Genomic DNA, 21765 nt, shown 5'->3' on the forward strand with positions numbered 1-21765 from the left:
ATTATTTAAAATTGAAAAGATAAACCAAATGAGATTGTGCTATTATCATAGTTATACCAGTAACTGTTCGACTGGTTGTAAATATAATTGTAATTTAAAAATGTTTTTATGGATTGAATGTGTTTGTTTTTGGGCGAGAAGCTTTTTGAGATATTCATATTCATCCCTTGTTTGGTATCTTCCCTGATATCTCCCAATCCCTCGGTGTCGTCCTCTGAGATATAAGCTTTTTCGCTGATGTAATTCTTTTTGGTATAATAACCCGATATTTCCATTTTGAATGCTTTAGGAAAAATAAAGGTGAGTTTGGATGAAACTCCCGAACTGCTGTAACTGAAAGGTTCGTCAAACAATTCGTCGTTTTGTGAGTAAGAGTCAAAGTTGATATAGTCGGTTTTATCGGTCAGGCTGATTTGTCTTTTATATTGAACGTAGATTCCTATTTTTTTGGTGATCGATTGGGCCACACGGGCTAAAATGATAATGTGGCTCATTGATGGCCTGACTGTTTCGGAAGTGGTTTGGGATGTGGTTGTATGTCGCCCGCCACGTCCTGTGGGAACCGTAATCACCGAGTAAGTTTCCACTCCTTTAAAAGATTTATAACCAAAGTCTGTTTCAAAAATAATGGATGTACGGGTCTGGAAAGAATGGTTGAGCTGTAAAAACAGATAGTGTTGGGCATTCGATAGATCGGTTAAGTAAGCATAATCTCTGTATCGGAAATTATACCCCACTTTCAGAAAAGTTTTATTGATCTGTATTTGCCAGTTATTGTACATATATATTTGGTTGTAGTCGTAATAGTTGTATTCGGTTCTGTTCTTTCTGAGAAACCAGTTACCCCCTAAATAGAGTTTCACATGTTTATCTTTTCCCAGTGCGTGTACATAAGCTGCTCCCAGGTTATTTAAGAAGATGTTTTTTTCGCCGTATTGCATGTAAGCGATGTATTCAAAATTATTATACAAGCTCAAAACCGATTTCTGGGGATGAGGCTTGATAAAATATCCCAGACGCAGCTCGGCATCTTCTATAAAATCACTTATTTTATCAGGTGTAAGATAAATATTATTATCGTAGGAAGTTGTTGTACTTACTTCTGCATTGATCTGGGCATAACTGTTAGATGCCAGCATGGAGAGCAGCACGACCGTAATTCCTTTTAAAATAATTTTCTTCGACATTGTTTTTCTTTTTGCAAAGATAAATTTCCCTTTTTCAATTCCAAAATGCTACTGAAAGATTTATCTTTCTAAAACAATAAATGTGCCGGTAATATTATTATATTGATGATTAGTATCTTATGCTGTTTTCCGGCTTTTTTGAACGAAAGGTATTCGACCAAATGGTCGATGACAAGAATTTTTGGTCGAACTTTTTTATGAAAAGGGAAATAATAAACCCGTCGAAATTTCTATTGTTCCTTTTGATGTTTAACGAAAAAGAGCCGGTAAGTGAACCGGCTCTTTGGAATATATATATGGATTGGAGTCAGAGACTATTTTCTGCCTCCTTTTTTGCTGGCTTTGGTAGTAGTGGTTGCCGTACCAGTTCCGGTGCAATCGCCAGTTCCAAGAGCGCCAGCGCTGTTTGCATTGAGTCCTTTACCATGCTGGGCACCTGTTCCGTCCATCGGTTTTACATAGTCAGGATCCTGTCCGTTCGGAATACCATCACCATCGGCATCTAAAGCATTGTCGTTTATGCCATCACCGTCGGCATCAATAAATCCTTTTCCATTCTGCATTGCTTTGCTGGTTGTGGAACGTACATAATCCGGATCCTGGCCGTTGGGAATACCATCACCATCATCATCCGGTGCGTTATCATTGTAGCCGTCTCCGTTTAAATCAACAAATTGTTTGCTCATGTTCTGGTCAGTGTTCATTTTTTGACCTTTGTACTGATGTTTGTTCTGGTGTTGTACTTGCAATGAGTCTTGTGCAAAAAGATTTCCTGCTGCGAAGAATGCAATGATGAGTGCTAAGATTTTTACTGAATTTTTCATGACTTTTAAAATTTTAGTGGTTAATAAAAAAATTATTTTCTGTTTCTGTGTCTCTTCTTATCTAAAGGCGTGCCAAAGATTGTAATATATTGTTATAGAGTGTGTTAGTCGGATACTTGTTTTCTTGCCCTGTTGGGGATACCGGCTTGAGTCGACAGGTAAGGCGATAAAAAGTACGAAATGGTCGAAAATAAGATTGGCTTTTCCTTTGTGCGAAACCAGATTTTTAACTTGTTATATAGGAAGAAGGGATCCTCAGCTGAGATGATCAGATTCAGGCGTCGTTTCCGGCTTTTTTGGGTAACCGGATAATGAAGCTGGTTCCCTGGCGGGGCTTGCTTTCCACTGAAATTACCCCTCCGTGTTCAAAAATGATTCGTTGAACAATACTCAGGCCAATACCTGTTCCTTTGGCCTTGGTGGTAAAATAAAGATTGAAAATATTGTCTTTGGTCGTATCATCCATGCCCGGTCCGTCATCAGTAATGGTGATTACAACATCTTCGTTGTCTTCATGAAGGGCAATGGTAATATTTCCTTTGTTGTTGATGGCGTCGATGGCATTTTGAATAATATTGATAAAAACCTGTTTGATTTGGTTTTTATCCCACTGTACCATGCCATCCCATTGCAGATCAATATTTAATTTTATGTTGTGTTCTTTGGCAACCGTTTCGTATTGTTTTTGGATTTCGTGTATCAGGTTGCTGATCTTGAACTGGGAAGTGTTGACGGGTTCCGGTCGTGCAAAGCGGAGAAAATCCTGGATGGTTTGGTTAATACGTTTTACTTCGCCATAAACAATGTTCATGAGCTCGTGATATTCTTCGGCATCTTCTTTGGGCTCAAAATCTTTTTTTATTTGTTGAACAATGGTGCTGATGGCGTTGAGTGGGTTCCTGATTTCATGGGCAACTCCCGAGGCCAATTCGCCCATAGCCGTTAACCGTTCTTTCCTTTCGATTTGTTTTTCCATCAGCTTTTGATCGGTAAGATCACGAATTACCAGGATCGTATATTTCTTTTTCTCTGCATCCAGAAAACTGCTTTTGGAAACCAACAAATATTTAAGCTGTCCGTTAATGCGGAAATTAAGTTGATGAAGAGCTGATTTTTGTTCCAGTATATGGTTAAAATCTTCTGTCGGAAAAAGGCTGTCTACTCCGGAGCGTTCAATTACCTTTTTGCTTATGCCGAAAATTTCTCGGGCAGCCTGGTTGAAAATCCGGACAGCCCCCTCTTCGTCAAAAACAATGATGGCATCACTTACATTTTCAATGATGTTGCTCGAATAGGTCTCCACCAGCTGATATCTTTTCTGTAAAAGGTCAAACCGTTGCCGGGTAAAAATAAAAGTAAACATGAATACGCCGATGATAATCAATATGATGGTGATCATTACCATGCGCCGTAAAATCCTCTTGTTTATAATATTAATTGGTTCGATGGATAAGCCTAAACGCAGTAACCCCAGCGTGTGATGATGAAATGTATAAGGGTGAACGGATTCAAAAACATCCAGGGAACCAAAATGGGCAATACGGCTCATGACAACAGAATCGTGTAATGACCGGGAAAGAAACTCCGACTGCGAAATTGGTTCCAGTTCGTCAACTTTTCCTGTAGCGGCTAAAATATCGTCTTCATTCTGTAAAGCAATGTAAATGATATGTGGATTGGCTGCTGCCACATTCCGGATGAGCGGGCCAAACCCTACTTCTTTACGGAATTGACGAAATGGGACGGAAGTCATGTTTAATACAACAGCCCCACCTTGTTTCATGGAAAGTGCCACAACAAATCCCAAACGCGACGACGGATTAAACTTTTTGGGGCCTAAAAAAAGAGTGTCTGTCTGGCCGGTGAGAACGGGCTGAATCATTTTTTTCAATAAGACGGTATCCGGCTCGTATTTATTGGCCGGATTGTTCCCCGAAAGAATGATTTTCCCCTGACGGTTATATAAATAGATGTCTTCGATGTGATTTTCCTGGCAAATTCTTCTTAAAGTGGATGGGTAAATATCGCGGTTATTATAGAGTATTTTCACCATGTTGGCATTGTCAATAAAACGTGCTCTGGTTAGTGAAGTGAGATACTGATTGGCCAGTAATGAATTTTGCGATGCTTTTAAAAGAGACTCAAGCAGGGTATGCGACTCTTCTTTCATGAGCCCGAACAAATCTTTTTTGCTTTGGTTCAACTCAATAAGGGCACTGCTGATCATTAAAATGGCCAGTGAGATGAAAATCAGTAAAATGATCTTCGATTGTTGAAGCAAAGATTGTAATTTGTTTTTCACCATGAAAATTCTTTAACAAAAAGAATGCCTAAAAATAATTCTTTTTACAATATGTATCCCGTTGTATTGTTTCCGGGGGGACAAAAAATATAAATTACCCGGCAGCAGAAAGACCTGAAGCAAAGTTTGTAAAAGGTTATTGATTTATGGGGAAATTTTTAATTTTATAGCATAAAAAGGTTCTTTATGATGAGATTGATTACGCGTTTCACTGATTTTTTGCGTCGCATTCTTCCTTCTCCTTTTACCATTGCGGTGCTGTTGACTTATCTTACGTTTGCTCTTGCTTTGTGGCTTACGCCGGTAAAACATCCGGGAGAGCCTCATCTTTTTGAACTGGCCGGGTTTTGGGCCAAAGGTTTTTGGGAGCTGCTGGGATTTTCCATGCAAATGATGTTGATGCTGGTGCTGGGGTATGTGCTGGCATTGACCAAACCGGTAAACCGGCTTATTCAAATCATGACCAATTATGCTGATACCATGCCCAAGGCTGCTTTTTTGGTTACTTTTCTGACGTTGGTGTTCAGTTTTCTGAACTGGGGACTGGGGCTTATTTTCGGTGCCGTTTTTGCCCGTAAAGTGGGTGAGGATTTTTCAAAACGCAAACAAGCTTTTAATTATCCGTTAATCGGGGCAGCCGGTTATGCCGGATTGATGGTTTGGCATGGCGGACTTTCCGGATCGGCACCACTGAAGATTGCCGAAAAAGGACATTTTTTGGTGGACAAAATTGGTGTGATCCCGTTGAATGAAACCATTTTTTCTCACATGAACCTGGTGGTTAGTCTGACATTGCTGATCGTTTTGCCGTTGGTGATGATGTGGGCGGCAAAAAAGGGAGAAAAACAGAAAATTGTATTGAAAGAACTTTCAGAAAAGGCTGTTGATGAACATCCGGAAAATCCGACAGGTGCGGATAAACTGGATTATTCCCGTGGGTTTGCCCTGTTTTTGGGGGTGGTTTTTCTTTTTACGTCGGTATATCTTGCGGTGAAAGCCGGAAACCTGGGATTCATCAATCTGAATTACATTAATTTTTCATTGTTTACTCTGGGGATTTTGCTGACGCCAAATGTGGCTGTTTTCCAGGATTTTGTGTCAAAATCTATCCGGGCTGCATCCGGTATTCTGATTCAGTTTCCTTTATATGCCGGTATTATGGGGCTCATGAAATATTCGGGACTGTTTTTGGTATTTACCGATGCCTTTGTCCATATTTCTTCTCCCGTGCTTTTGCCGGTAAATACTTTGTTTAGCGCCGGGCTGGTCAATTTCTTCGTGCCGTCGGGTGGCGGACAATGGGCTGTGCAGGGACCCGTGATTGTGGAAGCGGCCAAGCATTTGGGCGTTTCCATTCCCAAAGTGGTGATGGCATTGGCTTACGGTGATGAATGGACCAATATGCTGCAACCCTTTTGGGCTTTGCCGTTGTTGGGAATTACCGGACTCAAAGCCCGCGATATCGTTCCTTATACTTTTTTGCTTTTCCTTTGTGGTGGGGTAATCTTTATTGCCGGCTTGTTGTTGTTTTAAATTTCCGGTTTAAAAATCGTTTTCGTCCAGTATTTTTCGTGCCAGTTCCGGTTGGAATCCTTTCTGAACAGCATACCGGATCAGTTTATTTTTCCGGGTAAATTCGTCGTTGGCTTTTACGGTTTTGTTAGATAAAACGGCTTTAAGCGTGTTCAGATATTCTTCTTCGTCAATTTCACCCAGCCCGATTTGTATATATAAATCGGGAATTTGCTTCTGTTTTAAAGCCTGAATGATTTTGTTGCGTCCCCATTTGTTATGACGTAGTTTTCCGATGGCAAAAGCTTTTACAAAACGTTCTTCGTTGATATAATTTTCTGCTTTCAGCGTTTTGATTATCTCCTGGATAGCTGTTTCGGAAGCTTTCCATTGTTGTAGTTTTTGTTTTACATCAAAAATAGACCGTTCCTGGTAAGCACAGTAATGACGCGCTTTTTCAAGAAGATATTCCGGAGGAGGTGTCATAAGGGTTGCCTTTTAAAAAAATTATCCGGTCGAAAATACAAAAATATTGTTTTAAGCAGGGAGCCTCAGGGTAAAAAGGTTTCGAACCGGTAACCTTTTTTGGAAAAGTGTTCCAAAAAGCGGGGGAGGGCATAAAGCATGTTTTTTTCTGCTTTCAAACTGTCGTGGAATACCACAATGCTACCGCGGTTCGTTTTGCTGATGGCCGTTTCCAGGCATTCTTTCTCAGAAACATCAGCGGCATAGTCAAAGGTAACGACCGACCACATAACCAGCTGGTAATGTTTTTTAAGAACCTTCATTTGAGAAGGTCTTATTTTTCCATAAGGCGGCCTGAAATAGCGGGCATGCACCAGTTTTTGACAATCGGCAACATCACGGAAATAAATTTCATCCGGAGTACGCCATCCGTTGATGTGATGAAAAGTATGGTTTCCTGTCAGATGTCCGGCTTTTTGTACGGCATGAAAAACTTTGGGATATTTCCGGACATTATCCCCGACACAAAAAAAACAGGCTTTGGCTTCAAACTGCGCAAGAATATTCAGTACTTTTGGCGTGATGTCCGGATGAGGTCCGTCATCGAAAGTGAGATAAATAACAGGGTCTGTAACTGGTACGTTCCAAAGGAGTTCCGGAAACAGGCGGTGAATAAATGTTGGTGTTTGAAATTTCATGACGACTACAAAGATACGGCCTTGCCGGGAATAAAAAAATAAAAATTAAATTTTAAAAGTTATGAAAAGACTGGTATTGGTTCGACACGGAGAAAGTGTCTGGAATAAGGAAAACCGGTTTACGGGATGGACAGATGTTCCGCTTTCGGAACAAGGAATTCAGGAAGCCAAAAAAGCAGGACAAACCCTGAAAAAAGAAGGTTTCCAGTTTAGGCTGGCTTACACCTCATATCTTACACGTGCCATTAAAACGTTGTGGCTGATGCTGGAAGAAATGGATTTGATGTGGATTGAAGAACGCAAAAGCTGGCGGTTGAACGAAAAACATTACGGAAATTTGCAAGGGCTGAACAAAGCCGAAACCGCTAAAAAGTTTGGCGAAGAAAAAGTACTGATGTGGCGCCGCAGTTTTGACGTTCCGCCGGAACCACTGGCTGACGACGACGAACGGAATCCGCGTTTCGATCCGCGTTATGCCGATTTGAGCCCGGATGAACTTCCTAAAACCGAATCCCTGAAAGAAGTGATCGAACGGATGCTTCCTTACTGGGAAAGTGAAATTAAACCGTCGCTTGAAAAACAGGGCGATTTGCTGGTGGCTGCCCACGGAAACAGTTTGCGGGCACTGGTGATGCATTTAAAAGGAATGAGTAAGGAAGAAATCCTGAAATTCAATATCCCTACAGGAATTCCTTATGTATTTGAGTTTGATGATGAGATGAACTTTGTGAAGGATTACTTCCTTGGTGATCCGGAAGAAGTGAAAAAACTGATGGAAAAAGTCGCTAATCAAGCGAAAGCAAAATAGTCTTTTTATGGCGGGGCATTTGCCCCGCCATAAAAAGATTTCTCTCCTGCCAACAAAGTTCGATAATAACTTTATGCCTAAAACCTGGATCATACCCGATTTGCATGGCTGTGCTGCCACATTGGAAACTTTACTCCATCAAAAAATTAAACCCGATAAAGCCGACCGGCTGATTTTTCTTGGTGACTATATCGACCGTGGACCGGACAGCAAAGGAGTGCTGGATTTGATTATGGATTTGCAAAAGAACGGTTTCCGGGTGACTGCACTCAAGGGGAATCATGAAGAATCATGCGTAAAAGCCTGGTATGCCGAAAAGGATAAAAAGTCTTTTTGGGGAATAAAAGGCAAAACCACCGAACAAAAACAGTGGGAAAAATTTGGGGGAAAACAAACGCTCGACAGTTTTGGGGTTTCAAATGCTGCCGGAATTCCTGAAAAGTATATCCGCTGGATGGAACAGCTCGAATATTATGTGGAAACCGGGAAATTTGTGGCTGTACATGCCGGTTTGGATTTTGATGATGACAATCCTTTTGAAAATCTTCGTTACATGCTTTGGGTCCGGGAGTTTGTGGTGAAACCGGAAAAAATTAATCATAAAATATTGATTCACGGCCACGTGCCGGTTAATCTCGAACTGATTGATATGGCCGTTAAACAAAAAAATCCGCCTTTTATTGATCTGGACAACGGAATTTACATGACCGGCAGGGCGGGCTACGGTAATCTGGTTGTTCTGGAAACCGAAGCCATGAAATATTGGGTGCAAACAGTGGTGGATGCGGTGGATTACAACAAACCTTTTTAAGCTGGTTATTCGGGCAGTCTCTTTTCTCCCGGAAGAAAAAAGCCGCTTTTATCTTTTTCTATCTGTTTTGTTATTCTGTTAAATTCGATTTCGTTAAGGGCATTTATCACTACATCAGCCTTTTGTAGTAATCCGGAAACCTCTTTTGGGGCTGTTGTAGTTTCATCTCCTTTCACCATGATAAAAATTCCGGGACGCACATAATCAATCAAACTGTTTGATTCACAAATAATCCAGGATGCAGAGCCCAGAATTTTTTCCATCTCCGGAAAAGTTTCGTCCAAAAATTCATCTTTTGTCTGAATAAACCATGAAGTTTGGGCTCCGGCGGTTAAAAAACGCATGGTGTCTTTGTTCCCGTTTATCCGGGTTTCTTTCTCCATCCGGATTTTTGAATTGAAAAGATGTACATCATGTCCGTGAAAATTTTCATTTTCCGGCCGGATATTGGAAATTTTTACTGCAGTTACCGCAATGGTTTGGCTGAATTTTTTAATCAGTTTCTCTGTCAGTGTGGTTTTTCCGACATTTCTTCCCGTACCTCCGATAATAATCCAGTTTCTATAATTCTTTCTTTTTGTAAGGTTCACAATAATAGTTTCTTATGATGGTAGTTTTATTGTTTATAAATTAACAATATTTTTTCTATAAAAGCCCATTAGATATTAAATAATTGTACTTTTGTGAGGTCATAAAAATAAAAAAAATGGACAAATTATTTCGAAAGGATGCTTTCAATTATCATGCATTAGGGCGCCCCGGGAAAATTGAAGTGATTCCCACCAAACCCTATTCAACGCAAAGAGATTTATCTTTGGCTTATACTCCTGGTGTGGCCGATCCGTGTCTGGCCATCAAAAAGAACCCTGAAGATGTTTACAAATACACTGCCAAAGGCAATTTGGTGGCAGTGATTTCAAACGGTACGGCTGTTTTAGGACTGGGTGATATCGGTCCGTTGGCCGGAAAACCGGTTATGGAAGGTAAAGGATTGTTATTTAAAGTCTTTGCCGATGTGGATGTCTTTGATATCGAGATCAATGAAAAGGATCCCGACAAATTGATCGAAGCGGTAAAAGCGATTGCTCCGACTTTCGGAGGGATCAACCTTGAAGATATCAAAGCCCCCGAGTGTTTTTATATTGAAGACCGGCTAAAAGAAGAGCTGGATATTCCGTTGATGCACGATGATCAACACGGAACCGCTATTATTTCATCAGCAGGCCTTCTGAATGCGCTGGATCTCATCGGTAAAAAAATTGAAGATATAAAAATCGTAGTGAGTGGAGCCGGGGCAGCAGCCGTTTCCTGTACCCGTTTATATATCAAGCTGGGAGCCAATCCTAAAAATATCGTTTTGGTCGATAGCCACGGTGTTATTCACAAAGACCGGACGGATTTGAACGAGATTAAAAAACAATTTGCTACCGACTTGCCGGTACATACCCTGGAAGAAGCGATTAAAGGGGCCGATATGTTTCTCGGACTTTCTGTAGCCGATTTGTTATCTCCGGAAATGCTTCTTTCCATGGCGGATAACCCGATTGTTTTTGCGCTGGCCAATCCGGTTCCTGAAATTTCTTACGATTTGGCTACCAAAACCCGCGATGACGTTATCATGGCTACCGGACGTTCCGATTATCCCAATCAAATTAATAATGTGTTGGGATTTCCGTTTATTTTCCGTGGTGCTTTGGATGTCAGGGCTTCCAAGATCAATGATGAGATGAAACTGGCGGCTGCAAAAGCACTGGCCGGACTGGCTCGCGAGCCTGTACCGGAAGAAGTAAATATTGCTTTTGGAACCAATAACCTTAAATTCGGTCCGGATTACCTTATCCCTAAACCGACCGACCCGCGTTTGATCGAAACGGTAGCCCCTGCTGTTGCATTGGCGGCTATGGAGTCGGGTGTAGCTCGTCGCTCCATTGAAGATTGGGAAAAATACAAAGAAGAACTGCGGAAACGGATGGGATTGACCAATCCGCTGAAACGGCAAATGAAAGCTACCTGCCGGAAAGATCCTAAACGGGTGTTGTTGGCAGATGCCGAGCATTACAAAGTGCTGAAAGCTGCAGAAATCGTGGTCAACGAAAAATTGGCTGAGCCGGTTTTGATGGGAAGTGAAAGAAAAATCAAAAAGATTATTGCCGAACACGAACTGGAACTGAACGATGTACGGATTATCGATCCGAAAGCACCGGAAAACAAAGAAAAGATGAAAGACTATGTCCGGCAGCTTTTCGAAAAGAGAAAACGCCGCGGCATGACCCTTCTGGCTGCCAAAGAGTACATGAAATTAGACAGTTACTACAGCTCCATGTTGGTTGAGAACGGAGAAGCAGATGCGGTTTTGTCCGGAATTAACCGGAATTATCCGGATACTATCCGGCCGGCCCTTCATGTTATCGGAATTAAAGAAGGTGTACAAATTGTAAGTGGTATCTATATTGTGATAACCAAAGAAGGTCCGTTGTTCCTGAGCGATTGTACGGTAAACAAACAGCCTTCGGCAGACGATCTGGTTGAAATTACCCTGCAAACAGCCGAAGTGGTAAAACGTTTTGGTATGGAGCCTAACATCGCCATGCTTTCGTACTCTAATTTTGGCTCGGTGGATGCTTCGGAACCCGTGAAAGTGCGTCAGGCCGTAAGTATTTTGCATGAGAAAAATCCGGAGTTAATGGTGGATGGTGAAATTCAGGCCAATATTGCCTTGGATCAGGAACTGATGAAAGAAAGTTTCTCCTTTGCTAAGATTTTGGGTAAACGGGTGAATACGCTCATCTTCCCCGATCTTTCTTCGGCTAATATTGCGTACAAATTGTTGAATAAAGCCGCCGGATTTGAAATTATCGGCCCCATTTTGAACGGAATGAACAAACCGGTTCACGTTTTGCAAATGGGTAGTGGCGTCAATGAAATTGTAAATATGATTATGGTCGCCGTTATGGATGCCCAGAATCAGTAGTTACAGGTTCCGGCAAAGTCCGGTTCCGAAATAAAAAACAGCCCTGAGATTTCTCGGGGCTGTTTTTTTTATCTGTAATTCAAAAGTTTATGCCGATGATGAAAGGAGTGTTCCTGTTTCAAAAAATCTTAGTATTTTGCCCGCTAAAATTTCCAATTAAAAACAAAAGCGAATGACAATCCCTTTTTTATTTGAAGAAAGCGTAAAAAAATATCCCGATAATGTTTTGGTTTGGGAAAAAGAAAATGGAGAGTACAAAGGAATTACTTTTCGCCAGATTCAGGAACAGGTATACCATCTTGCGGCAGGATTGTCGGCAATCGGGGTGGAAAAAGGTGACCGTGTGGCGATGCTTTCGGAAGGACGCAGCGAGTGGCTGGTTGCAGAACTGGCTATTCTTTATCTGGGAGCGGTAAATATTCCCCTTTCTGTAAAAATTAATGAGCCCAAAGAGCTGTCGTTCAGGATAAAACATGCTGAATGCCGTTGGGTGATTTGTAGTGAACGGCAGGCTGACAAGGTGAGAAATATCCGGGACGATATTCCTAAAGCCCAAACTTTCATTGTGATAGGTCGTGCCAATACGCTTTCCGGCAACGAGAAGAGTTATCAGGATGTGTATGATAACGGAAAGAAAATCTTTCCGGAATGGAGAGCTGAACTGGAGACACGCTGGAAATCAATACAACCCGGTGACTTGGCCAACATCAGTTATACTTCCGGTACTACAGCCGATCCGAAAGGAATTATGCTGACCCACCGCAATTATACGGCCAATGTGGAACAAGCCAATTCGTTGATGACGGTTACGGAAGATTTTGTGACCCTGTTGATATTGCCCTGGGATCATTCGTTTGCACATACGGTAGGCCTTTATACGCTAATTCGTCAGGGGGCTTCCATGGCGGTGGTTGAATTGGGGAAAACCCCGATGGAAACACTGCGGAATATTCCTAAAAACATCAAAGAAATTAAGCCTACTTTTCTTTTGAGCGTTCCGGCCCTGTCAAAAAATTTCCGGAAAAATATTGAAGCGGGCATCCGGGCTAAAGGAAAAGTGACCGAAAAGCTGTTTCAGCAGGCCATGAAAGTGGCTTATACCTATAATGGAATTGGTTGGGACAAAGGAAAAGGCTGGCGAAAAGTGCTGAAACCCTTGGTGCAGTTATACGACAAAATTTTGTTCAGTAAAATTCGCGAAGGTTTTGGCGGACGTCTCCGCTTTTTTATCGGTGGGGGTGCCTTGCTCGATATCGATTTGCAGCGGTTTTTCTATGCCATCGGAATTCCTGTTTATCAGGGATATGGACTTTCTGAAGCGTCTCCGGTTATTTCATCCAATAGTCCGGATAAGCATAAACTGGGTTCGTCCGGTTATTTGGTGAAAAATCTGGAGCTGAAGATTTGTGATGATAACGGAAAAGAATTACCGGTTGGCGAAAAAGGCGAAATTGTTATCCGTGGCGAAAATGTCATGAAGGGATATTGGAAAAATGAAACGGCTACTGCAGAAACCATCAAAGAAGGATGGCTCCATACCGGAGATATGGGTTATATGGACAAGGATGGATTTTTGTATGTGCTCGGACGGTTTAAAAGCCTGCTGATTGGTAATGATGGCGAAAAATACAGCCCCGAAGGTATTGAAGAAGCCCTTGTTGAGCAGTCGCGTTACATCGAACAATGCATGTTGTATAACAATCAGAATGCCTATACCATCGGATTGATCTATCCGAATATGCCGGCACTCAAAGCCGCATTAAAAGAGTTGGATCTGACGAGAGAGAATGCGGATTATGACAAGATTATGCTGGAATTGATAAAAACAGACATCGATCAGTTTTTGCCCGGCGGAAAATATGAAAACATGTTTCCGGGACGGTGGTTGCCGGCAGCTGTGGGAATCATGGATGAACCGTTTACCGAAGAAAACCGTATGCTGAACTCTACCATGAAAATGGTGCGAAACCGGGTGGTGGAACATTATAAAGACCTGATTGATTACCTGTATTCCCCGGCCGGAAAAAATATTTTGAATGAGCGAAACATGGCGGCTATCCAAAAACTTTTCGGAAACAAATCGGATTAGTTTTTAAGCCGGTCGGTCCCCGCCTTTTCTGAGATAAACAATTCTTGTTTTACCTTTATAAACAGAATGAGAATGTTCGGTAAAAACCGGACGCTTGTTCGTGTGGGTGAGGGATGTCTTGCTTTTTACCGGGAGAGGCCGGGTTAATTTAGATGCGCTATAAATTCACAGTCAAACAGAGATTTATCATTTTTTAAGAATCATTTTCTTTGGAGAATTTGTAATTTTGGATGAAAATTTAAGCGAGTTCATTTAAAAAATAAAGTCATGAAAAAAGTAACTGTAGTAGGTGCAGGCGCCGTGGGTGCTACCTGTGCTGATGTTTTAGCCCAAAAGAATTTTCTCGATGAAGTGGTGATCGTTGATATTAAAGAAGGACTGGCCGAAGGCAAAGCCCTTGATATATGGGAAAGTTCTGCTATTAATCATTTTGATACACGTGTAATTGGTTCTACCAATGATTATTCTAAAACTGAAGGATCGGATGTTGTGGTGATTACATCGGGTATTCCGCGTAAACCCGGAATGTCACGTGATGATTTGATTTCCACTAATGCCAAAATTGTAAAATCGGTTACCGATAATGTAATGGCCGCTTCGCCGGATGCTATTATTATTGTGGTTTCCAATCCTTTGGACGTAATGACTTATGCTGCTCATATGGCTTCCGGAAAAGATGCCAGCAAAGTATTTGGTCAGGCTGGCGTATTGGATACTGCCCGCTATCGTGCTTTCATTGCCACTGAACTGAATGTTTCTCCAATGGATATTCAGGCTTTGCTGCTGGGTGGTCATGGTGATACCATGGTTCCATTGCCGCGTTACACCACGGTTTCCGGTATTCCGGTTACTGAGCTGATTCCTAAAGAACGTTTGGATGCCATTGTTGAACGGACCAAAAAAGGTGGTGGCGAAATTGTAAACCTGTTGGGTACTTCTGCCTGGTATGCTCCGGGTGCTTCTGCTGCACAGATGGTAGAGTCAGTTATCCTGAACCAGAACCATATCTTCCCCTGCTGTGTGCGTCTTGACGGACAATGGGGCGAAAAAGATGTCTATCTGGGTTCACCGGTGAAACTGGGACGTAATGGAATTGAAGAAATCATTGAAATTGAACTGAATGACGAAGAATTGGCTCTGTTGCACGCTTCTTCGCAACACGTGAAAGACGTGATGAAGGTTTATGATGATATGAAACTGTTCTAAAAGAGTATTCATAACTCTGATTTAAAAGCGTTTCCTTTTGGGAAACGCTTTTTTTGTATCTTGACTTCAAAAAACAAAAGCCTATGAAATGCTTGGTGGTTTTAACCGGTGCCGGGATGAGTGCCGAAAGCGGGATCCGTACTTTTCGGGATAGTAACGGCTTGTGGAATAATTACCGGATTGAGGAAGTGGCTTCGCCGGAAGCCTGGGAAAAACATCCGGAAGTGGTACTGGAATTTTATAACCAGCGCCGGAAACAATTGTTTGAAGTGGAACCCAATGCCGGACATCGTGCCTTGGTGCGGTTAGAAGAAAAATTTGATGTACAGATTATTACCCAGAATGTGGATGATCTGCATGAGCGGGCCGGTTCGTCACATGTTCTTCATCTGCATGGCGAATTGAAAAAAGCCCGTAGCACAGTAGATCCGGATTTGGTCTATGAACTCGACCATTGGGAGCTGAAAATGGGAGATACCTGCGAAAAAGGTTCCCAGCTCAGACCGCATATTGTTTGGTTTGGCGAGCCGGTTCCCCTGTTTGATCAAGCGGTACAAATAGCAAAAACTGCGGATATTTTTTTGGTGATTGGAACTTCGCTGGTGGTTTATCCGGCTGCCGGATTGATTCGATATGTCGAAAGGGATGTGCCCAAATTTTATGTGGATCCGCAGGCTTTTCCGGTACACGGGGTGCCAAAACTTGAAGTGATCCGTGAAAAAGCAGGAAAAGTATTGCCTAAATTAGTTGAAAAAATGTTAAATCGGTTTGCCTGACCAGTTTTTTTGTATTTTTGACACTCTTTGTGGACAGGGAAAAGGAAGTAAAAGCAAAGTGGTTGTCTCGTATTACTGGGTGTGCTACTTTGTGATTACCTTGTAAGTAGTAATTTCTAAATTTTAAACAAATGAAAAAAATGGTTTTACCCGCTTTGGGTATGTTTATGGCTTTGGTTTTATTTTCCATGACCGGCTGTTCCAAGAGTGATGATCAGGCAGAAAAAGATCACGAACTGATTCTGGATTACGTAGCTTCTCATCAATTGAATGGTGAGTTTACAGAGTCCGGACTTTATTATGTAATTGAAGACAGTGGTTCGTCAGTCCATCCGGATATGAGTTCAACCTGTACTGTCGATTATACGGGTTATTTTATGGATGACCGGATTTTTGATCAGGGAACAGATGTTTCGTTTACCTTACCGGAAGTGATTGACGGATGGCAAGAAGGATTGCCGCTTATTGGCGAAGGTGGAAAAATAACCTTGCTGATTCCCTCGGCTGCTGCGTATGGAGAAAGCGGCGCGGGCATAATACCTCCGAATACTGTGCTGGGATTCGATGTGACTTTGCATACCGTTTCAAACGAATAATGTTTGATCTAACAGCGGTGTAAACCGAAATGTATCCACTACATTTTCAAATGTAGTGGGTATAATTTATCGGGCTTTGCCACGGTGAATGGTTTATTTTTTGCATCTTTGTCCTGATGAAATTACAGAGTTTTTTCCGGAAAGTACTGTTGTTTTCGTTGGTGGTTTTGATGGTTGCAGCTTTGTTCCGTTGTGCCAACGTAATGGCCCCAACAGGAGGCCCAAAGGATGTTACTCCGCCTAAAATTGTGGAAGCGGTTCCTCCTAACCACAGTACGGGTTTTACAGGAAATAAATTCAGCCTGACTTTTGATGAATATGTACAGCTGAAAGAAATTGGCAAACAGTTGCTTGTTTCGCCTCCCATGCTAAAGCCGCCTGATTTTCGGATACGGAAAAAAACTTTGATTGTCCGTTTTAATGAGCCGCTTAAGCCCAATACGACTTATTCCGTATTTTTTGGTGATGCCATTCAGGATGTGGATGAAGGAAATCCTTTACACAATTTCACCTACGTTTTTTCAACGGGTAAAAAAATCGATTCGTTAAGCCTGCGGGGAAAAGTAGTTGATGCCCGTGATCTGAAACCGGTGGACGGCGTTTTTGTCATGTTGTACAAAAATGATAATGATACCGTTCCTTTTGATAGTTTGCCGTTACGGGTTAAGCCTTATTATTTGAGTAAAACCGATAAAAACGGAAAATTCTTTTTTAACGGACTGGCCGATACATCGTATTTGATTTTTGCCCTGAAAGATCAGAACTATAGTCTGACCTACGATCAGCCGGGAGAAGATATTGCTTTTCTTGATTCATTGGTTACCCCGCAATACCGTCCGAAACCACATATCGATACGGTTTTGCTGGATTCGCTGACTAAAGGACTGCCTTCTGATTCTGCTCAAATGATTTCCGATTCTTTATGGAAAGTTGCTGATTCATTGGCTAATAGTAAGCTGACGCCGTATCAGCTGTATCTTTTTAAAGAAACTCCGAAGGTGCAGCAGATAGAAGAAATTTCTTTGGCCCGGCTCAACACCATCCGGTTTGTTTTTCGGATTCCGGCAAAGAATATTACGATTCATTCCCTTCATTATCATCCGGAAAATGTTTGGTACCGGAGCGAATGGACCAAAAACCGCGATACGCTTTTTTGGTATTTACGTATTCCTCATCCGGATACGCTGGACCTTTTGGTGATGAACGGGAAAGATACACTTGAGAATAAAAGTTTGCGGGTTGTTCCGCGCCGGGGGCTTACAGGAAGAAAACGAAAACATCACAAGAAAAAAGTGGTGTATTTGTCATGGAAGGCCAATCATGATGGAAATATAAAACCCGGCGAAAAACTGGTACTTACTTTTGGTCAACCTGTTGAAAAGATTATTGACGATTCTATTTTGCTGGTTCAAAATAAAGATTCTGTCTGGCATCCGGCTTACTCTTTTCTCGACGATTTGCACCGGAAAGTATATTTTCCGATGAAAATAAAAGATGAGAGTTCCTATAAGCTGATTATTCCCGACTCATCGGTAATCGACTGGAATGGTTTTTATAATAAAAAGATTGTCATTGTTTTAAGGGCAAAACCCTTGAAAGATTACGGAGAGATAAATGTAAAGGTTCAGCCCAAACAAACCGGACATTATATTTTTAAGCTGCTGGACGCCAAAGGAAATCTGATTGCTGTAAGGTATTTTGCGTCTCCTACAACCTTGCATTTTGTCCGGATGAATCCCGGAAAATACCGGTTCAAGATTATTTTTGACACCAATGGAAATAAAAAATGGGATCCGGGCAATTATCTTCAGAAAAAACTTCCCGAAAAAGTAATTTACTTTGGTAAGACCATCCAGTTACGTGCTAACTGGGATATGAATGAAACGTGGAAATTCTGATTTTGTGGAAGACTATTATTCTTCGTTACACCGGTTGATGCATTCGATAATTTCCATTAACGTGTTGCTCCGGAGTGAATAAAAAATCTTTTTTCCGTCGCGTTTTGAAACCAGAACATTTTTATTTTTCAAAATATTGAGATGGTGTGAAGCCGTTGCTTGTTCTATTTTTAACGTTTTATAAATCTCAGTAACACTCAAAGGCTTGCCTTGAGCCAGTAATTCCAGAATAGCAATGCGTAATGGGTGAGAAATGGCTCTTAATTTCCCGGCTGCCATTTCCAGTTTCTCGATGTTAATTTCAAAGTTTGCCATAATGATGATATTTTTCTGCAAAAATAGAATAATTTTTTTACAAAGAAATAAATATGTATATATGTTAGCTATATCTATGTTTTTATACTGGGTCTAAATAAGAAAGAATCAGATATAAAAAAAGAGTGGCTGTTCGGCTACTTTTCATAATCAATTGTTTTTTTAGGAGTTAATAACAGAATGAAAGTTTATGCACATTTAAGTACATTTGGTTTTTTCTGACTCATAAGCCGAAATAAAAACCAAAAGAGCTTAAATATTGGTCAGTACACAGAAAAAGGTAAAATAAAAAATAAAAAACTGATATACAATGTATAATGAAGTTAATTCTTAAATAATGCAAAAATATTAGTGGTTAAGTTTAAATAGATATTTTTTTTTGCTAATTTGCAATTTTTAAATTTGTAGTTTATATGTTGTATATATGTAAAGCCATTCATATGAACGAATTACAATATTATACTATGAATAGAATAATTCAGATTAATCTTTATAACAGAACCTTGTATCATGAAAAATTTTTTACTAATCCTATTAATTCTTTTTTCATTTAATGCACTGTATTCGCAAGATGTCATTTATACCATTAATGGAAAAATAGATAATCAGAACACTTCCCTTGATTCCATTCTTGTGGAAAATTTAACCAACAATACCCGACTTTTATTCAAAAACCTTCCGGATTTACCCGATTACAATATCAATTTAACAAAACAGGCCTTTTGGGGTGCCACGGGAATACACAACTTAAAAGAATCATCAGCCTTTTCCACGTATATTAATACCCCCGGATTATTGAGCCTTGCCTGTAATATAAACGATTTTTCATCATTAAACATCTTTGTTTATAATATGCAGGGACAAAGGGTATATGCTGCCAGCAATGTAAGGTTAAACAGAAATAGCCTGATCAACTTTCATTTTGGGTCCCCCGGATTATACCTGGTTGAAATAAAATCGGATTTAGGTATTCAGACTTTTAAAGGCGCAGGGTTAAAAAAAGAGGGGACTTCTGCTGTAACCATGAGTATTCAAAATGCGACCCCGCTGTCCAATGGATTTAAAGACACAAAACAAACATCCACAAGCGATTTTAGTTTTAAGTTGGGAGACAGTCTTCGGTTTTCCGTTTATAAAAATCAATATTATGCATCTCCAATTACAATTAAAGTTTCCGGTTCGGGAACAATAAGTTTTGTTTTAAAACACGATACCTTATTGACCGGTACTTTCACCGATTCCCGTGATGGTCAAACCTACAAAACGGTAAAAATAGGGAACCAGGAATGGATGGCCGAAAACCTGAAATATATGCCAAGTGTAAGCCCGCCTTCGCAGGGTTCTAAAGATTCTGCCTATTATTATGTTTATGGTTATCGGGGGGACAGTGTATCGGAAGCGAAGGATACAACAAATTATAAAACTTATGGTGTATTGTACAACTGGACTGCTGCCAAAAATGCCTGTCCCAGCGGCTGGCACTTGCCCAGCGATGATGAATGGAAAATCCTGGAGATGTATCTTGGCATGAGCCAAAGTGCTGCCGATAGTAGTGATGTCCATGGCACAGATGAAGGCAAAAAGCTAAAAAGCACAAGTGGCTGGCAAAACGATGGCAACGGTACCGATGCTGTTGGCTTTTCGGCGCTTCCGGGGGGGTACTGCGACGGCGGTGGAGATTTTGGCGATTTGGGTAACGGCGGTTACTGGTGGTCGGCTACGGTATGTCTCCCAAGACACGCATGGTACCGTTACCTAAGCTCCGGTTTCAGCGGAGTAGGCCACAACGCCAATGGTAAGGCGACCGGATATAGTGTCCGGTGTGTCAGGGACAGTGACCATGCCCCCGTTGCTAACTTTACAGCAAGTACCACAAGTGGTAAAGTCCCCTTAACGGTTACTTTCACCGACCACTCTTCAAACACCCCTGTATTCTGGCATTGGGATTTTGGCGATGGATATACCAGTACCCTGCAGAACCCGACTCACACATATGTCTATGCTGGGACTTATCGGGTAACCTTAACCGTTACCAACAGCTATGGTTCAGGTGCTATAAAAACCGATTCAATCGTTGTTGGAGATATTCCCATTGCTAGATTTACAGCAAGCCCTACAGGTGGTACAGCCCCCTTAACGGTTACTTTCACGAACCACTCTCTCCATACCCCTACGAGCTGGCATTGGGATTTTGGCGATGGAGATAGCAGTACCCTGCGGAACCCGACCCACACATACACTCAGGTTGGAGTCTACACGGTAACCCTTACCGCAACAAATAAATATGGTACAGATACGAAAACTGAAAAATGCATAGTCTATTCTACCGGTACATTTACCGATTCCCGTGATGGCCAAACCTACAAAACGGTAAAAATAGGGAACCAGGAATGGATGGCCGAAAACCTGAAATATTTGCCAAGTGTAAACCCGCCTTCTGATAGTTCTTCTGTCAATCCTTATTATTATGTTTATGGTTATCAGGGGGACAGTGTATCGGAAGCGAAGGACTCAACGAATTATAAAACCTATGGTGTATTGTACAACTGGACTGCTGCCAAAAATGCCTGCCCCAGCGGCTGGCACTTGCCCAGCGATGATGAATGGAAAACCCTGGAGATGAATCTTGGCATGAGCCAAAGAGATGCTGATGATGATGGTATTTTCCGTGGCACCGATGAAGGCAAAAAGCTCAAAAGCACAAGTGGCTGGGACTATGGCAACGGTACCAATGCTGTTGGCTTTTCGGCGCTTCCGGGGGGGTGCCGCAGCAATAGGGTATATTTCTACGATTTGGGTAATGGCGGTTACTGGTGGTCGGTTACGGCGAGTGACTCACTAAATGCATGGTGCCGTTGCCTGGACTCCGGTTTCAGCGAAATAAGCCGCTATAGCGACCATAAGGCGTCCGGTTTTAGTGTCCGGTGTGTACGGGATCAATAGGCTGTTTGGCGATTGTGGGGTTCCAAATTAATTACTACTCGCTGGTCATTGTCGAAACTATGTTTACCGGTTGTAAAGGATGTCAGGACAAAAGCCAACCGCTTAAAATACCGGGATTTGAAGCGGCTGGCTTTGCTGGGGCCAAAACAGCCCGCAGGGCCATTAAGGGAATCACTTCGCCGGCAGAGAGAAACTGATATACAATGTATAATGAAGTTAACTCTTAAATAATGCAAAAATATTAGTGGTTAAGTTTAAATAGATATTTTTTTTTGCTAATTTGCAATTTTTAAATTTGTAGTTTATATGTTGTATATATGTAAAACCATTCATATGAACGAATTACAATATTATACTATGAATA

The 21765-nt window shown here is 41.5% G+C and carries 17 protein-coding genes; 10 read left to right on the forward strand and 7 right to left on the reverse strand.

The annotated features are described in order from the left end of the window. Positions 1-5: 5 nt before the first annotated feature. From LA303_RS05890 to LA303_RS05900, 3 genes are all read right to left on the reverse strand, one after another. Positions 6-1187 (reverse strand): hypothetical protein, encoded by a 1182-nt coding sequence (locus LA303_RS05890; protein ID WP_240526997.1) that lies wholly within the window; start codon positions 1185-1187, stop codon positions 6-8. Between the two features lie 314 nt (positions 1188-1501). Continuing rightward, the gene (locus tag LA303_RS05895; protein WP_240526998.1) at positions 1502-2011 is read right to left on the reverse strand and encodes a hypothetical protein; all 510 of its coding nucleotides are present in this window, start codon (positions 2009-2011) and stop codon (positions 1502-1504) included. Between the two features lie 274 nt (positions 2012-2285). Beyond that, positions 2286-4316, reverse strand: coding sequence for a sensor histidine kinase (locus LA303_RS05900; protein WP_240526999.1), 2031 nt, complete (start codon positions 4314-4316; stop codon positions 2286-2288). A 183-nt stretch (positions 4317-4499) separates the two neighbouring features. Here LA303_RS05900 and LA303_RS05905 point away from each other — a divergent pair, with 183 nt between their 5' ends. Continuing rightward, positions 4500-5846, forward strand: a complete 1347-nt coding sequence (locus tag LA303_RS05905; protein ID WP_240527000.1) for a short-chain fatty acid transporter — start codon at positions 4500-4502, stop codon at positions 5844-5846. Positions 5847-5855: 9 nt separating this feature from the next. Here LA303_RS05905 and LA303_RS05910 read toward each other — a convergent pair whose 3' ends face one another. Next, positions 5856-6311: a regulatory protein RecX gene (locus LA303_RS05910; protein WP_240527001.1), complete on the reverse strand. Its 456-nt coding sequence runs from the start codon at positions 6309-6311 to the stop codon at positions 5856-5858. 65 nt (positions 6312-6376) lie between these two features. Further along, a complete protein-coding gene (locus LA303_RS05915; protein ID WP_240527002.1) occupies positions 6377-6988 on the reverse strand; it encodes a polysaccharide deacetylase family protein in 612 nt (203 codons plus the stop codon). Between the two features lie 61 nt (positions 6989-7049). On the opposite strand from LA303_RS05915, the gene gpmA reads away from it, so the two are divergent. Together gpmA and LA303_RS05925 are read left to right on the forward strand one after the other, a co-directional pair. Continuing rightward, positions 7050-7796: a 2,3-diphosphoglycerate-dependent phosphoglycerate mutase gene (gene gpmA / locus LA303_RS05920; RefSeq protein WP_240527003.1), complete on the forward strand. Its 747-nt coding sequence runs from the start codon at positions 7050-7052 to the stop codon at positions 7794-7796. A 7-nt stretch (positions 7797-7803) separates the two neighbouring features. Beyond that, on the forward strand, positions 7804-8607 hold the full coding sequence (locus LA303_RS05925) for a metallophosphoesterase family protein (RefSeq protein ID WP_240527004.1): 804 nt from the start codon (positions 7804-7806) through the stop codon (positions 8605-8607). 5 nt (positions 8608-8612) lie between these two features. Here the strand turns inward: LA303_RS05925 and LA303_RS05930 are convergent, their stop codons facing one another. Then, positions 8613-9197, reverse strand: coding sequence for a hypothetical protein (locus LA303_RS05930; RefSeq protein ID WP_240527005.1), 585 nt, complete (start codon positions 9195-9197; stop codon positions 8613-8615). 116 nt (positions 9198-9313) lie between these two features. Between LA303_RS05930 and LA303_RS13525 the strand changes: the two genes are divergently transcribed. The 6 genes from LA303_RS13525 to LA303_RS05960 all read left to right on the forward strand — a co-directional run bounded on the left by LA303_RS13525 (position 9314) and on the right by LA303_RS05960 (position 18143). Further along, a complete protein-coding gene (locus LA303_RS13525; RefSeq protein ID WP_240527006.1) occupies positions 9314-11578 on the forward strand; it encodes an NADP-dependent malic enzyme in 2265 nt (754 codons plus the stop codon). Between the two features lie 172 nt (positions 11579-11750). Beyond that, positions 11751-13667 (forward strand): AMP-dependent synthetase/ligase, encoded by a 1917-nt coding sequence (locus LA303_RS05940; protein ID WP_240527007.1) that lies wholly within the window; start codon positions 11751-11753, stop codon positions 13665-13667. A gap of 267 nt (positions 13668-13934) precedes the next feature. Next, a complete protein-coding gene (gene mdh, locus LA303_RS05945; protein WP_240527008.1) occupies positions 13935-14873 on the forward strand; it encodes a malate dehydrogenase in 939 nt (312 codons plus the stop codon). Between the two features lie 83 nt (positions 14874-14956). Next, complete coding sequence (locus LA303_RS05950) at positions 14957-15649, forward strand: SIR2 family NAD-dependent protein deacylase (protein WP_240527009.1); 693 nt, start codon at positions 14957-14959, stop codon at positions 15647-15649. Between the two features lie 131 nt (positions 15650-15780). Next, positions 15781-16245: an FKBP-type peptidyl-prolyl cis-trans isomerase gene (locus tag LA303_RS05955; protein WP_240527010.1), complete on the forward strand. Its 465-nt coding sequence runs from the start codon at positions 15781-15783 to the stop codon at positions 16243-16245. A gap of 116 nt (positions 16246-16361) precedes the next feature. Next, positions 16362-18143 carry an Ig-like domain-containing protein gene (locus LA303_RS05960; RefSeq protein WP_240527011.1) on the forward strand — a complete coding sequence of 594 codons (1782 nt, stop codon included), beginning with the start codon at positions 16362-16364 and terminating at the stop codon, positions 18141-18143. A 15-nt stretch (positions 18144-18158) separates the two neighbouring features. Here the strand turns inward: LA303_RS05960 and LA303_RS05965 are convergent, their stop codons facing one another. Continuing rightward, positions 18159-18458, reverse strand: coding sequence for an ArsR/SmtB family transcription factor (locus tag LA303_RS05965; protein ID WP_240527012.1), 300 nt, complete (start codon positions 18456-18458; stop codon positions 18159-18161). 510 nt (positions 18459-18968) lie between these two features. On the opposite strand from LA303_RS05965, the gene LA303_RS05970 reads away from it, so the two are divergent. Then, on the forward strand, positions 18969-21401 hold the full coding sequence (locus tag LA303_RS05970) for an FISUMP domain-containing protein (RefSeq protein ID WP_240527013.1): 2433 nt from the start codon (positions 18969-18971) through the stop codon (positions 21399-21401). Positions 21402-21765: the final 364 nt, after the last annotated feature.

Source organism: Candidatus Sulfidibacterium hydrothermale (assembly GCF_020149915.1).
GTDB lineage: Bacteria > Bacteroidota > Bacteroidia > Bacteroidales > F082 > Sulfidibacterium > Sulfidibacterium hydrothermale.